Origin of the sequence: Pseudomonas sp. NFX224 (genome assembly GCF_048565165.1) — a bacterium.
In the GTDB taxonomy this organism is placed as follows: Bacteria; Pseudomonadota; Gammaproteobacteria; order Pseudomonadales; family Pseudomonadaceae; genus Aquipseudomonas.
Map to the genome: position 1 here is coordinate 5,475,596 of NZ_CP183416.1, position 15,275 is coordinate 5,490,870.

General features: G+C 53.3%; 10 protein-coding genes and 3 pseudogenes. 10 read left to right on the top strand and 3 right to left on the bottom strand.

Going from position 1 to position 15,275, the window contains the following annotated elements:
- Positions 1 to 9: 9 nt before the first annotated feature.
- Positions 10 to 831 (bottom strand): SDR family NAD(P)-dependent oxidoreductase, encoded by an 822-nt coding sequence (locus ACNYC6_RS25020; protein ID WP_419709616.1) that lies wholly within the window; start codon positions 829 to 831, stop codon positions 10 to 12.
- Positions 832 to 2,179: 1,348 nt separating this feature from the next.
- Between ACNYC6_RS25020 and ACNYC6_RS25025 the strand changes: the two genes are divergently transcribed.
- The 10 genes and pseudogenes from ACNYC6_RS25025 (at position 2,180) to ACNYC6_RS25070 (ending at position 12,415) form a co-directional block, all read left to right on the top strand.
- Complete coding sequence (locus tag ACNYC6_RS25025) at positions 2,180 to 3,844, top strand: DUF1302 domain-containing protein (RefSeq protein WP_419709617.1); 1,665 nt, start codon at positions 2,180 to 2,182, stop codon at positions 3,842 to 3,844.
- 31 nt (positions 3,845 to 3,875) lie between these two features.
- Positions 3,876 to 5,255 (top strand): DUF1329 domain-containing protein, encoded by a 1,380-nt coding sequence (locus ACNYC6_RS25030; RefSeq protein WP_419709618.1) that lies wholly within the window; start codon positions 3,876 to 3,878, stop codon positions 5,253 to 5,255.
- Between the two features lie 56 nt (positions 5,256 to 5,311).
- Positions 5,312 to 6,412, top strand: coding sequence for a WD40/YVTN/BNR-like repeat-containing protein (locus ACNYC6_RS25035; protein ID WP_419709619.1), 1,101 nt, complete (start codon positions 5,312 to 5,314; stop codon positions 6,410 to 6,412).
- 45 nt (positions 6,413 to 6,457) lie between these two features.
- Entirely contained in the window at positions 6,458 to 8,905 is a 2,448-nt protein-coding gene (locus tag ACNYC6_RS25040) for an efflux RND transporter permease subunit (protein ID WP_419713008.1), read from the top strand.
- A 14-nt stretch (positions 8,906 to 8,919) separates the two neighbouring features.
- Positions 8,920 to 10,350 (top strand): MFS transporter, encoded by a 1,431-nt coding sequence (locus ACNYC6_RS25045; RefSeq protein WP_419709620.1) that lies wholly within the window; start codon positions 8,920 to 8,922, stop codon positions 10,348 to 10,350.
- Between the two features lie 86 nt (positions 10,351 to 10,436).
- Positions 10,437 to 10,631 (top strand): annotated as a pseudogene (locus ACNYC6_RS25050) (transposase domain-containing protein); the annotation flags it as partial.
- A 147-nt stretch (positions 10,632 to 10,778) separates the two neighbouring features.
- A pseudogene (locus tag ACNYC6_RS25055) lies at positions 10,779 to 10,919 on the top strand (IS5/IS1182 family transposase); the annotation flags it as partial.
- Between the two features lie 287 nt (positions 10,920 to 11,206).
- Positions 11,207 to 11,682 (top strand): annotated as a pseudogene (locus tag ACNYC6_RS25060) (5-methyltetrahydropteroyltriglutamate--homocysteine S-methyltransferase); the annotation flags it as partial.
- Positions 11,577 to 11,813 carry a hypothetical protein gene (locus tag ACNYC6_RS25065; RefSeq protein WP_419713058.1) on the top strand — a complete coding sequence of 79 codons (237 nt, stop codon included), beginning with the start codon at positions 11,577 to 11,579 and terminating at the stop codon, positions 11,811 to 11,813. The pseudogene ACNYC6_RS25060 and the gene ACNYC6_RS25065, both read left to right, overlap by 106 nt.
- A gap of 164 nt (positions 11,814 to 11,977) precedes the next feature.
- Complete coding sequence (locus tag ACNYC6_RS25070) at positions 11,978 to 12,415, top strand: hypothetical protein (protein ID WP_419709621.1); 438 nt, start codon at positions 11,978 to 11,980, stop codon at positions 12,413 to 12,415.
- A gap of 311 nt (positions 12,416 to 12,726) precedes the next feature.
- Here the strand turns inward: ACNYC6_RS25070 and ACNYC6_RS25075 are convergent, their stop codons facing one another.
- A complete protein-coding gene (locus ACNYC6_RS25075; RefSeq protein ID WP_419709622.1) occupies positions 12,727 to 13,578 on the bottom strand; it encodes a 3-hydroxybutyryl-CoA dehydrogenase in 852 nt (283 codons plus the stop codon).
- A gap of 838 nt (positions 13,579 to 14,416) precedes the next feature.
- A complete protein-coding gene (locus ACNYC6_RS25080; protein ID WP_419709623.1) occupies positions 14,417 to 15,202 on the bottom strand; it encodes an enoyl-CoA hydratase/isomerase family protein in 786 nt (261 codons plus the stop codon).
- Positions 15,203 to 15,275: the final 73 nt, after the last annotated feature.

Here is a 15,275-nt window from a genome sequence, read left to right on the forward strand (position 1 = left end):
GGGAAAGGGTTACCAGCTGGCGCGTGGCTCGAGATATTCAATCCCGCCCAGAGCGCTTCGTGCTGTCAGTCCACAATCTACCGCAAGTAACTGACCTGTGATTCCTGCAGCCTGCGTCGAAAGAAAGAAGCGAATAGCATTCGCGACATCAGCACTGGCAGTGGGGCGTTTGAGTGGTGCCCATTCACGTTGGCGCTCGTCTATCGCTCCTTTCGAGATGAGTTCGGCGCGTGCTGTCTTCGTTGCGCCAGGTGCAATGACATTCGCGCGAATGCCATAGCGCCCCAGCTCGACTGCCATGCTGCGAGTCATCGATATGACCGCTGCTTTTGCAGCACCATATGATGCATGGAGCGGAGCAGACGGTAAGGCGCTGATAGATGAGACGTTGACAATTGCACCACCCTCGCCGTGCTCTTTCATATGAAGAGAAACGTCCCGGCAGAGAGTAAATACGTAGTCGAAATTGAGGGCCATAACGTCACGAAATACGTTATCCGGGATGCCCTCGAAAGGCCCCCACTGTTTAGCCTGCATACCGCCCGCGATATTGGCCAGGTAATGGATGGGCCCCTCAGTCAACTCTATTGCGGTGGGCACTATCCGCGCGACAGCCAAAGGATCACACAGATCTGCCAGGATTCCATGAAACTGACGGCCCAAGCCCTCTACCAGCGCCTTGCTTTCGTCGAGCAAATCCTGCTTAAAGTCCACACCTACGATGTTTGCACCCGCCTGCGCTAGCGCAAAAGTAGTAGCGGTGCCAATGCCGCCACCGCCCGATCCGCAAATGAGAACTGTGCGGCCCTTGAACTCATCGAATATCGTCATATCGAAACTCCTTAGTGTTGTTATTGATCAGAGATATCAAGCTTCACGTGCTCTTGCTTCGTAAGCGGCTTGAGCGTGACGACATCTCACCCGGCTGCTACTCATTTGGGTGTGGTCAGAGGATTCGAGACCCTTGCTGGCCAGCCGATTGCCTTGGGGGGTTGCCGTCACAGTCGCTCTTAGTCAGTCGGATTCTGAGTAAAAATTTACCGAGATTCAACCGCTTTTGGCTAATTGATATAATTCTATTGGCGCTAGCATCAGATTTTCCCGTGAGTCATCCAGTTGTCTTAACAAGGTCAGGAATTCCGCTCAACGCCCAAAGCCGTGCACTGTCGCGTAGCTGGGGTTAGTCAACTCGAAAAAGCGAAAGCTTCTCCAATACACCAATGAAGGCAATTTCAAAATTTTTCATGGTTGAATTTCCATGGCTCTCGCCTTCAGGGTGGTGCGCAGTCGAGGAATGGCAGTTGCCAGGCTGCCGCCGCGGGAGTCGACGGTTGGGGCACTGCTTTTTTAAAAAGAGATATCTTTATGTGCCGCCAAGGCAGAGTGCTCCTTGCGCGGCGCTGAATTGCGCAGCGCTTAAATTGGCGGGAGGGCTTGGAGTGGACGCCGTAGGGTAGCGAGCACCAGTAGCGTATTCAGCGTTGCCGCCTCTCAAGTCAGCCTTCACATACCGCTGTTGCGCCATACATATATCTTTATTCGTAATCCTCTCATTGGAACAGAGCACTGTAAAGCCACCTTTCTGGTAGGTTTTACAGGTGTTTAAAAACGTCTAAGCCCATGTAATAAGAGGGTTTATTGTGTTTTTAGGCGAAAAATCACATTTCTGGCTCGGGATGGGGTATCGAAAATATGCTTGCCTGCATTCGGTCAAAGAGATATCTTTATTCGTAGAGATGCATCCGACTCCCTCAAGGTCAGCTTTTTGGGGGGGGGCGCGGTGAGCGGAGCTCTAAGGTGGCAGGCGAGGAAGGTGAAAATGAAAACAGGTGGCAGGTGGTTCGACGACGGGGTGTGCAGCCTCGGTCCAGCAGCAATCCGAAATAGCAGTGCCGCTCGTATTTGGTTTACTTGGCATGTATCAAGATGAATGAGTCTTTTCGACCAGCGCTAAATCAGGGCTGTGCCTATTGGCCTAAGAGTCCACATCAAGATATGTGGTATGGGTTGTCCTCATATCTTAGTGTGAGAAAACTCCACTGAATATTCATTTGTAGCAGCGCGCTTGCTGTGGTTGGCAGTTTGCAGGGGAAAAATTAGCTGTAAATGTCGATCTAGTACCATTTATTGATTTCGAAACTGGATAAATATAAAAATAAGACAAAGGAAATTAAAGTGGATGAACAATAAAAATTTGATCGCTGCGTTCAACGCCAAGACTTCAAGTAAATTGGCTCTCGGTTGGAACATGCGCTATAGCCTACTTGTGGCGTCCATTACCACTGTCGGGCTTGCCGGGCCTGTACAGGCTTTCCCTGTCGATACAGGAAATCCTGATCTAGATATCCGATGGGATAACTCTCTTCGCTACACTCTTGGTGTCAGGGCTGAGGGTCGTGACAGTAAAATCTCCCATACGCCGAGTGCCGATGAAGGCGACGCGAAGTTCGACAAGGGAGACGTGATCGCAAATCGCGTGGACCTCCTTTCCGAATTTGACTTCGTCTACAAACGACGGCACGGCTTCAGACTGTCCGGTGATGCCTGGTATAACCAGGCTTACGCCGACACCAAGGTGGTGGGTGCAGACGGAAATGCATCCAGCTACGACAACGGTCATTATTCATCGTATACCAAGCGCTATTATCGCGGGCCTTCTGGTGAATTACTGGATGCCTTCGCCTTTACGGGATTTGACCTCGGAACGGTGCCGGTCAACATCAAAGCGGGTCGACATGTCGTGGTCTGGGGGGAGGGGCTACTGATTGGCGCGCATGCCATTTCCTATAGGCAAGCACCGTCAGATGGTCGCAAGGGAGCCGAAAACCCCGGGGCAGAAACGAAAGAACTTTTTCTTCCGGTAGGGCAGGTTTCGTTTCAGAGCTCGCTGTCCGATACGTTGTCCTTGGGTGGCCAATATTACTTCGATTGGGAGCCCGACCGGCTGCCCGAAGGCGGCACCTACCTGGGCTCGACCGATTACCTCTGGGAGGGGCCCGATCAGTGGGTTGGCAGCCCTGGCGGAACGACCCGTCGTAATGGCGGCAGTGTCGATCCGCATGGGCAAGACGAATGGGGCCTCAATATGCGCTGGAGTCCGAAGTTGCTCAATGGCGCCACGATCGGTGCGTACTACCGCCAATTCGATGAGCGCCAGCCCTGGATTCAAATCCGTGCGAACGATTACCGCTTGATGTATGCGGAAGACACAAGGCTGTATGGCCTGAGTTACAACCAGTTTGTCGGGGACTCTAACTTCGGCTTCGAGGTTTCCTATCGAGAAAACGCTGCGCTGATCGGCTCTGCAAACTCGGCAGGTGAAGGCCCCAGGGGTGACACGCTGCACGCCATCGCCAATGCTTCGTTTGCATTTCCCAACCTGGCACATACCGATAACGCCTTGCTTTCATTTGAGGTTGCTTACAGCAAGTTGGAACAGGTCACCGACAACCCTGAACTTTTCCGTGGCAAGGGCTATGGAGGCTGCCCCGTCGGCAGCGGTAAATGGCAGGGTTGTGCCACTGACGAGGTCTGGTTGGCATCTACCCGTTTCACACCCCAGTGGTACGGCGTCTGGGATGGGTCAGTTGATGTGTCAATTCCCATGGCAATTACTGAAGGGCTCAAAGGCAACGGTGCCACTATGAGCGGCGGCAATCAGGGGACGACCAGTTACTCAATCGGGGTGGAGGGTGTGTTCTTGAAGCAATACATCGCATCCCTTGCTTACACGGGTTCATACGCTCATTACCAAAATAACGAAAACGTCGTGACCGGTGGTAATGGAGCGTGGGCATTGAACGACCGTGACCGAATAACGTTAACCCTTAAAACTACATTCTAAGAATTCCCAGCAGATTTTGAGGAGTAGTAAGATGCTCAATAGAGACTCAGTCGCCCTCGCGTTTGTAGTGTTGCTTGGCATTGGGCCAGTCAACGCTGCGGTAAGCCCTGAAAAAGCAAAAGAACTAGGTAATACGCTGACTCCGTTCGGGGCCATCGCTGCCGGTAACAAAGAAGGCACGATTCCGGCCTACGATGCAAATGCCTTTAACGGCGTGCGTGTTACAAACGGGGAGCTTGGCAAGCCAACAACCTTGACCAGTCCGTTCAAGGATGAACGTCCGATTTTGCGTATTGACGCAAAGAATATGCAGCAGTACGAGGACAAGTTGAGCGAAGGACAGCGGCAATTGCTAACCACGCGCGCTGGCTATTTTTTAAATGTATATCCAACACATCGAACTGCCAGCTACCCTGACGAAATACTTCATAAGACCGTAGCCAATGCAACGACGTGTAAAACCTTGCAGGAGGGTGACGCGCTTGATCAAAGTTGCCGCGGTGGATTGCCGTTCCCTGTGCCCACAACGGGCAAAGAAGTCATGTGGAACAAGATTGCAACCTGGATGGGGCCTGCGCTGTCGTTCGACAGCTACAACTTTACGATGACCCCCTCAGGTAGAGCGATACTCGGTTCGATGGTCTGGCAATACCGTGACTTTGTTTATTACGCAAAGGAAACGGCGAATCCGGGCGCAATGATTACTGTGATCGGTGATGTGAAAGAGCCTAAACGAAACGCTGGAGCTCGTAACTTGCTCCAGGAGTATTTGAATTCCGAGACGAGTGGAGCGGCACGCGGAGTGTGGGTCTACACGCCTGGTCAGCGACGTGTCCGACGCGAACCCAACTCTGGCTATGACACCCCAAACTCGACTTCCGGCGGATTGTTTCTCGACGATGAGATTTACCTCTTCTCCGGAAAGATGGACCGCTGGGATATGAAGCTGGTGGGGAAAAAGGAGATGTATATCCCCTATAACGGTTTCGGTCTTCTCGGCGAACGTTGCAATACGGATGAGTTGCTGAAACCGGACACCGTTAATCCTGAGTGCGAGCGCTGGGAACTGCATCGTGTGTGGGTAGTGGAGGCAACGCTCAAGCCTGGCGCGCGACACGTTCACAGTAAACGCATCTACTACTTTGACGAAGACTCTTACTTGAGTGGTTTCTATGAGGCTTGGGATCAGGCAGGCAAGATCACTCGCGCCGCGTACGCATCATCGTTCCCCGTCCCCGAAAACAAACTGAGTGTTCAGTCGCCGCTTGCCTACTATGACTTCAACAAGCCTGGATACTCAGTCACCAGTTATATCGGTAACAAAGCTGGACTGACTCTGTACAGCAGTGATCAGAAGATGCCAGAGCGGGAATTGAGTCCAGATGCACTCCAAGGGTCCGGTATTCGCTAATCATGCAACCAGGTTGCGGGCATTCCCCGCAACCTGATGAATCTGGGATGCAGAACATGACACGTTCAGATTTTCGATCGAGAATCAGAAATGGAATTCTTTCGGTCTTTTTTTTACCCATGTTGGGCGCCCCCGATGCTTACTGCACAACGGAAGTACACGAAAACGCATATCGTGATCCGTTGAACGTTCCCGCCGTGCTTAGCGCCCGGGCGATGAAAACGCCTCTGCTGGACGTCACGATTGCAGGTAAACGGTTAGTTGCAGTAGGGCAGCAAGGTCGGATTGTTGTTTCTGATGACAAGGGTGTTACGTGGCGACAAGTTGCGGTGCCCGTCAGCACCGATCTGACAGCCGTTACTTTCGCCACTGGTCAAGACGGTTGGGCTGTTGGCCATGACGGCGTGATCCTCCATACCAAGGACGGTGGCCTGACGTGGGAAAAACAGTTGGATGGCTGGCAGGCTAGCCGTCTCATAGAGGACTTTTATCAAGCGCATGCAAGCGATGATGAGTCGGTTCAGGCGGCAATCAAAGAGTCTAAAGGTATTGCAAGTACCGCTCCCAGCATGTCGTTTCTTGATGTTTGGTTCAAGAACCGTCAAGAGGGGTTTGTGGTCGGTGCGTTTAACTTGATTCTCAAAACCAATGACGGCGGCGTTACCTGGGAGCCTTGGTACCATCGAACCGATAATCCGGACTATTACCATTTGAGCGCCATCACAGGGATAGGCGACGAAGTCTATATCGCGGGCGAACGCGGTCTCGTCATGAAACTCGATCCTGCGCAGCAAAAATTTGTGGCGATGTCAGTCCCTTATAAAGGCAGCTTCTTTGGCGTAACGATGAGTAGGGCGGTTGTTGTCGTGTATGGATTGCGGGGCACAGCTTTTGTCAGTCATGACCACGGTGCCAGCTGGCAACCGTCCGAGACAGGTGTGCAGCAAGCGCTCACAGGCGGTGTCGTCACGGACAAAGGTGAAGTGGTACTGACCAGTCTTCGCGGCGATCTACTTCGCAGTGATGATCAGGGAGCAACATTTTCATCGGTTAACACTGGCCGATATCGCACACTGTATGGAATCGTTGTGACGGGTGAGAGTCTGGTTCTTACGGGCCAGGACGGCGTTCAGGTAGACGTGGTTAAACCAAAATAATAGGTCCCAACCGTGAACAATAAATCAGATTATGCGGCCCAGGGCATGCCGGTCGTCTTCCGACTCGAGGACTTCAATCCGAGTTCTGGCAGCCTCCTCGAACGGCTGGTTTTCAACTATCGACTTTTGTTTTTGGTCGGTTGCCTCCTGATTAGCGGCCTGTTTGCTTATCACTCCACGCAACTTCATCTGAATGCAAGTTTCCAAAAAGTCATTCCTGAAGCCCACCCCTACATTAAAAATTACTTGAAATACAAGAACGATCTTCCCCAGCTCGGAAACATCGTTCGAATCGTTGTGGAGAACACGAGCGGGGATATCTTCGATCCGACCTACCTTGAGGCCCTGCGTAAGATCAACGATGCTGTCTATCTGATCCCCGGTGTGGACAGGGGCTGGATCAAGTCGCTGTGGATGGCAGGTGTTCGCTATACAGAGGTGACGGAGGAAGGCTACAACGCGGGGGCGGTCATGCCAGCGACCTATGACGGGTCGCCTGCGAGCATCACTGAGTTGCGCAACAATATCAACAAGGCCAATTTGGCCGGCAGCCTGGTGGCGAACAATTTCCAGTCCAGCATGATCGTGGTGCCGCTTCTGGAAGTTGACCCACGCACAGGTCAGCCACTTGATTATCGTCAATTTTCTAGTGAGTTGGAGCGGCAGGTTCGCGCTCAGGAAAACGATAAGATAAAAGTCCACATCATTGGCTTCGCCAAGCTGACTGGGGATTTGATCGACGGGGTTTCCGAGGTCATGAACTACTTTGCCTTTTCGGCCCTCGTCGCAGCATTGCTGATCTTCTTGTACAACCGTTGCATTCGCAGCACGCTGGCGGCAATGACGTGCTCATTGCTTGCGGTGACCTGGCAATTGGGGTTGATCAGCCTGCTGGGGTACGAGTTAGACCCTTACTCCGTTTTGGTACCGTTTTTGGTATTTGCCATTGGCGTCAGTCATGCGGCCCAGAAGATGAACGGCATCATGCAAGACATTGGCCGGGGCACTCACAAATACGTTGCCGCACGCTATACGTTTAGGCGCTTGTTTGTGGCGGGACTCACCGCGCTGCTAGCCGACGCGGTGGGTTTTGCAGTTTTGATCACTATCGATATCCCGGTGATCAAAGACTTGGCAGTCACGTCCAGTGTCGGCGTGGGTGTGTTGATCTTCACTAATTTGCTTCTACTGCCTGTATTACTGTCCTACATCGGTGTGAGCCCGGCAGCCGCTAAACGCAGCCTGGCTTCTAGCAACAACACCGGAACAGGGATGTCCCGGATCGGCGAGTTGCTGGAGCATTTCACTGGACGGCGCTGGGCCTTGCGCGCGCTCCTGGTCGCAGCGGCCCTGGGTGTCGTTGGCGTACTCGGAAGCTTACATCTCCAGATCGGTGACTTGGAAGCAGGCGCGCCTGAGCTACGCCCCAACTCTCGCTACAACCTGGATAACGCATACATTGCCAAGAACTATGGACTGTCGAGCGATCAGTTTGCAGTCATCGTCAAGACCGATGCGGATGGGTGCTCCCTTTATGAGAATCTTGTCGAGATGGATCGGCTTGAATCGGAGTTGAAGAGCGTTCCCGGCGTGCAGGCTGTAAGTTCATTATCAAGTAGTGTGCGCATGGGGATGAGCGGAGACTTCGAAGGCAACCCCAAGTGGCAGACCATTCTGCGTGACCCGGCAATTACATCACCGACGTCTTTTAAATTAACGAGTACTCAGCCGGGCCTCAGCAACCAGGACTGCTCTATCACTCCACTGATTGCCTACCTCAGTGATCACCGGGCCGATACGGTGAATCGCGTGTTGACGGTAGTGGAGCAGTTCGCTGCCTCGCATGATCGTAAAGGTCTGGAATTTCTGCCTGTCGCAGGGTCAGCGGGAATAGAGGCAGTCACCAATATTGTAGTGCGTCAATCATGGTGGGAAATGCAGCTGCTGGTGTATGCAGCGGTGATGCTGTTGGCTTACATCACCTTCCGTAGCGGTCGTGCAGTGATTGTCGCAGTAGTTCCTCTCGTGCTGACTACCTTTCTTGTTGAGGCCCTGATGGTCGCGTTGGGGATGGGCGTCAAAGTGGCCACGCTTCCTGTTATTGCACTCGGGGTGGGTATAGGCATCGATTACGCATTGTACCTGTTGAGTGTTCAGCTGACGGCTCAACGTGCGGGACACTCGCTAAAAGAGGCGTATCACATCGCCCTTCGCTTTACCGGCAAGGTCGTTGCGCTGGTGGGCGTCACCCTGGCGGCGGGCGTTGTTATCTGGGCTTGGTCACCCATCAAGTTTCAGGCTGACATGGGAATACTGCTGACCTTCATGTTTGTGTGGAACATGTTAGGCGCGTTAATCCTGATACCTGCGCTCTCTCATTTCCTGTTGAGCGATGTATCCCCCAAGCCGGACTTTCTCACCGCAGTGCAGCCAGAAAAATCACATCACGGTGAAGTAAACCGCGAAAAAAGCAGCCTGCTGGTTAAATACTGAGGGCTCGGAAGAAGATGCGCATTCCCCAAAGATCTTTGAAGTTGATTTTGCTGGCGATTGCAGTGGCCGAACTAACCAGTGCCTTCGAGTCGAGCATGATCTATTCTGCGCTCGCAACGCTCTATCGGCTCTACGGTGATCCGGCAACAGTCGGTTGGCTGGTCACTGGCTTTCTGCTTGTGTCGGCGGGCGCCGCGGCGGTATGTGGCCGGCTGGGGGACCTTTTCGGTCGCAAACGCCTGCTGATCATCGTTTTAGCTGCGGCGATAATAGGGTCGTTGATCAGCGCGTTGTCCACGGACTTGATATGGGTGATATTCGGGCGGTGCATCCAGGGATTAACGGCCGCAATCCTGCCGCTGGGTTATGGCATCATCCGCGAAGCGGCGCCCTCGGAAAAAATGCCTCTGTACGTAGGTTTGGTGTCTGGAACCTACTTGGTAGGCGCAGCAGTCGGCTATCTCTTTGGCGGCGTCATTGTTGATTATTTCCACTGGAAGGTTCTGTTCTACTGCAGCAGCGGGCTGGCAGTAGTGGCGCTCCTCCTCGTGACACTGTTTCTTCCCCCGGCTGCGGCTTCGTTGCAACAGCCCTCAGACGACCATGACATTCTTGGTGGCGTTCTGTTTGTGCCCGCCGTAGGCGGTATCATGCTCGCCATTACCAAAGGGCCAGTGTGGGGCTGGCTTGACTCTCGACTGCTTGGACTGCTGAGCTTAAGCTTGATCCTGTTCGTATTTTGGGTTTTGCGCGAAGCACGGCATCATAATCCGTTGATCGATGTGAAGTTGTTCAAGAACCGGCAGATCGCGCTCGCGAACATGGCCCTTGGCGTCATCGCATTCGGAGCGATGCCCTTGCATATGATTGTTCTACCTTTGATGCAGCAGCCCACTTCAACCGCCATTGGGCTTGGCGTAAGCGCCTCAGTGGCGGGCTCGCTGAAGTCATTAGCGAACCTGATAGGGTCTTGTGGCGGCCCCACGAGTGGTTACATTGCCAGCCGGCACGGCGCGCGGAACTCCTTGATCGTTGGTGCAATCCTTACATTGGTTCCTGTTACTGCGTTGGCGTTCTGCCACTCTTCAATTGGGTTGGTGGCAGCGCTCGTCTGTGCGGCTGTCGTGGGAATGTCGATCATTTTCTCGGCCGTGCCAAACCTAATCTTGGAGGTTGCTCCGCGTGATAGGTCCAGTGAAGCGACAGGTCTAAGCATTGTAACTCGGTCGATTATGCTTGCTATTGGGTCTCAAGCTATTGCCAGTATTTTAGCGTCGCACACTGTCATCGACCCAGTCAGTGCAAGTAAATTTCCGTCGGCAACGGCGTACTCCATGGCGTTTGGCCTGGTCGTGATTGCCACCGGCTGTTGCTTGATTACGGCACTTGCATTGCCGGCTACTAAAAACCAGCGGGACGATGCAAACAAGGTACGCGCTGTCTAGCATTGACGATCAGGCTGTAAGGCCATTGATCACAACGGGTAATGTCCTTAGTGAGTGGCTACAGAGTGATGAGCGTCCGGCCAAGCCACAGCCAAGTGGAGAACCTGATGCGGCCATGGTCGCTTGGCCGCTCACACTGGTTGTTCGTTGGGGCGCTGCACATTGGCAAGAGGGCTGCAGCGATAATGAGTTTGATCCAGTTTGCGCGGCTGAATAACCATGATCCGTACGCGTAACTGAAGGATGTTTTCGCGCGCCTGCCAACGCACCGGGCGAGTTAGGTTTCAGAGTTGCTACTGCATATATGGACGCCAAGATAGTCAACCAATCCAGTTCGCTAAGGAGCCGCTGCAAAATAGGCAACCGTCCCTACCCTTGATACAACGCCCATTCCAGCCAGCCCCCGCTCCGTAAGCCTTGTTACGCACGTGAGGAAATCCTTCTCCGAACTCGAATACACCGGCAAGATAAAGCAGCAGACTCGTCGCGATCGTTTCTTGGCTGACCTTGAACAACAGCTGCGCTGGGTGCAACTGGAGGCGCAAGTGGTTCCGTTCTATAGCCACACTGGGGATTCCACGCCATCCGGGCAACAGTTCCCCGTCAACGGCTTGTTTTCGGACACTGCACCTCCTTCAGAACAGAACTGTTTGCGCCAGTTGGGCAAAGACAATTCGCTGACCCCTTCGCACCTGGAAACCTCGCCCATTGTCAGGTTCAGCGGGAGGAAGCAGCATCTTGAGTAATGCGGCTCTACGTTCAGGTGAATAGTACGGGACCACCGTTCTCTTTCCGCCCCCAATATGCTTTTTTAGGAAAAACCGGAGAGGCGACAACTATTCTGACACCGGAGGGCCGTGGTGCCCGCGTGGCTTGCAGCGGCGAGGACTCCAGGGCGCAATACGCCCAGGAACTCACCAAGTGATTCGACACCAACTACCACTAGCTCGTACCTGAGTTCAGAGCCGAACAGCGTTCCTGCTGAGCTGGGACCAGTTGTTCAATGAAGTTGATGAAGCCATTGAGCTGGGTCAAAAGGTCAAGCCCGTGCTGATCGGCCCGCTGACGTTCCTGTGGCTGGGTAAAGCCATCGGCGATGAATTCAACAATCTGAACCTGCTTGAACGCCTGCTGCCAGTCTATGGCGAAATCCTCAGTCGCTTCTCGTGAAAGGCGTAGAGTGGTTCTATTGATCAGCCGATTCTCACCCTGGACTTCCCGCAGAAATGGAAAAGCGCCTTCGAGCGCGCTTACCACAACTTGCAGTACTCGCCACTGAAGAAGTTGGTCGCCAGCAGGTCTATGAACAGGGCATTGATGGCGAGCTTGCCGTACTGGCGCTATCGACGTGGGGCATGCCAAGTGGCGTAAGCAGTACGCTTGCCATCATCGGCCCACCCGAAACCACGCGAACGCGCTATCGTCCGACTGATGCCCTACTGAAGTTTCTGGAAAGTCTCTGAAATTATGCAAAGTCGGCAGTGGTGGGCAACCAAGCGCGCTGCCACCGCCGCCGCAAACCCGACATAATTTCCGACCAATCATCCGAAGAAAAACCTGCTTGGGCAAGAGCGCTAAAATTAATTGGGGGATATCTTCCATTCGTCCTGCATTAAGGAGTTCTACGATGAAAATCGTACCTTCGTTGGCGCTGATGGCTTCATTTGTATCGATATCAGGTTGCTCTACAGCGCCTGAGAATCAATTTCTCGATGTCCCTATGGTCGCAACCCACTACAACACAGGGAGACTTGCCAGTGCCATCTTGGCGCCGAAAGGCAATGAGACGAGCATTTGGATCTACGTCAGAGGTGTGCCGAATAACACGGCAATTCCAGCTCATCTTTACACCCACCTCTACTCAGGTACATGCGGAAATCTAAGTGAAAGCCCAGCCTATTCGATGAATAACACCGTATATGAAGACTTGCTGGAACCCACCATTAAACTCTCGAAAATTGCTCCGCTGCCCCTCGATAGCTTACGTACTGGCCGCTACGCATTAGTAGTGCGTGCGAGTCCGGCAGACGGCAATAACGACCTGTTCTGCGGTAATATTCTCTAATTCCTAGAACGACTTAATGCCCGCACGGAGGGCGGGCGTTAACCAAACACCTTGCCGTTAAATGTTTTCCACAAGCTATGATTTACAGATAAAACGGCTCAAACAAGCCCAGTCCATTGAAAGCTGTGGCATTTTCCAAACCGTTACTTCAGAGTAGCCAAGGCAACTTCGTAGTTTGGCTCGTCAGCGATTTCTTTGACCAGCGTAGCGCAACACCATCGCTCTACGATTACGTCCTCATTGGGGGTTCAAAGGGGGAATCCTCGAGCACCTTCTAGAGAGCGAATAATGTGAAGGAATGGCATGAGTGATCATTCGTAGGAGAAGAAGCCACGCCCACTTTTACGACCGAGATATCCTGCAGCAACCATTTCCTTGAGGAGCTGTGCTGGGCGATATTTAGGGTCATCGAAGCCTTCGTGCAGGCTTTTCAGCGCCGCCAGAAAAGTATCCAGACCTATCAAGTCGGCCAGCGCCAGCGGGCCAATGGGATGATTACAGCCCAATTGCATCCCAATATCAATATCTCTGGCACTGGCGAGATTTTCCTGCAACACGAATATTGCTTCGTTGATCATGGGGCAAAGAATTCGATTAACCACGAAACCAGGACGATTGCGCGCGGCCACGGCGATCTTGCCGATCTGGTCGGACAGTGCAAGCGCTGCCGTGTAGGTGGCCTCACAAGTCTGCAAGCCGCGTATGACTTCAAGCAGGCCCATCATCGGTACCGGGTTGAAGAAGTGCAAGCCGATGACGTGGCCGGGACGACTGACCACTGCCGCTAGTTCGGTGATAGACAAAGATGAGGTGTTGGTGGCGATAATGCAGTCGCGGCCTGTCAGTTTATCGATTTCCTTGAGAATGCGTTTTTTCAGCTCGAGATCTTCGGTAGCTGCTTCGATCACCAAATCGGCCTGGCCCAACACACCATAGTCGGTAGTCAACGTGATACGCCCAAGTGCGGCTTGCCTATCGGCGGGCGAGATGGCCTCTTTGCGTACCTGACGCTCTAAATTGGATGTCAGGGCGGCGAAGCCTTTTTCCAGTGCCTCGTCAGAAATGTCGATCAATACCACGTTGATGCCTACCAATGCGCAGACTTGGGCAATACCGTTGCCCATGATCCCAGCACCGATCACCGCGATGTGTTGGATACTCATGCAAGACTCCTCAGACCCGTTTGAAAAAGACAGCGATACCCTGACCACCACCGATGCACTTGGTCGCCAGTGCATAGCGTCCACCCGTGCGGTGCAACTTGCGCCAGTACAACGCTAGGTCGTTAAACCCAGTAAGTCACTATGGCCAGATTGAAGAAGCTAGTACCGATTGAAACGCTGTGAGCTAATGAGATACCTCAATAGATATATTACACCCAGGCGCTCCCGTATTGCCATGGGGTCAACGCACCGAGTGCTGGAGATAAAGTAATTGGCAACCCTTAAGGTAGAGGGTGCCGTCAGCTACAGAGTGGCCGGCATGGGGTAGTTCCGTTCGTGGCGACTATCGTTGCGCTACAAGATGATTATCTCGAAATCGTCGATATGGCGCCTCTGAAAGGGTGTTGAGGGCAACAAGGGAGGTGCGTCCGCACGTTACCAATGCACAAGCACTACGCTAATATCCATTGCAAGGTTCACAGCAAGCTGAGTGCTCTTGCGGGGATTCCGCAAACATACTCAGTCTTGCTGTGAGGCAGCACCACCGGCAATTCAGATACTTGAATACTTCTGAGTTCCTTTTAAATGAAGGAGGGCGTGTAGTGGAGATGTGTTCGGCTTCAGCGTCGCGAGATTAGGCATGTGCGGTGCGCGCGGTACAAATCGAGATCAGGAGAAGGGAAACCGGCATCGATTCCTGTCTGTGCGTGGCAGATAAGATCGATGCCGGGCAAGGAGCACTTAGCAATATCTGCTGAGCGCACTGCTTTGCAGAGGCGAGCAACTGCTCACCCCCAATGAACTCGTAGAAGAGGGAAGAGTGGGCGTGCCTTCTGTGTTAGGCGCCGGTAAAGGCCGGTGAACGTTTGTTGAAAAATGCGTCAATGCCTTCGTCGAAATCGTGCGTTTGAGCGCAGGCGCAAAAGCTGTCCAGCTCAGCGCTCAGTTGCTCTGGCAGTGATCGGTGACTCGCGTCTCGGATCAGTTTTTTCGTTTGAGCCAGTGCGAAAGAGGGCGCGTCAACAAGTCTGCCTGTCAAGGCAACGCAGGCGGCGGATAGCGTTTCGGCACTGTGAATCGCGTACACGATACCCAGTTGCATGGCCTCTTCTGCGCCCATTGCTTCACTGAGCATCAGCATGGCCAGGCTCCTGTGCAGACCTACCTGGCGCGGCAAGTGCCAGGTTGCCGACGCATCCGGGCTTGTGCCCACGCGGGTATAGGCGAAATTGAAGGTAGTGGCCTCTGCGGCAACCACGAAGTCACAGGCTAGGGCAAGGCTGACACCTGCGCCGGCCAGGGTGCCATGAACGCACGCAATGACCGGGATAGGCAGACGGCTGAGGGTGTCGATCGCTTCGTGCATGAGTGTGATGAGTGTACGAATCTCGTCAGTCGATGCGCCGCTGAAATACCGGAGGTCCCCCCCTGCACAAAATGCCCGACCCTCACCCTTTATCAGCAATACCCGAAGCCTGCTGTCGGCTTTGACGTGTTTTATAGCCTGCGATAAACCTCTCACCATCTCCAGGGAAAGGGCGTTCAAAGTCGACGGGCTGTTCAACGAAATGACGGCCACTTGACCCGATATCTCAAGTGTTATGCAGGGGTGTATCTCACTCATGGTTGGTTCCTGTGGTGTGACCATGTTCGGCACGTGAATCGCGAGTTGTCAGAAGCGCCGCCGACGAACCACC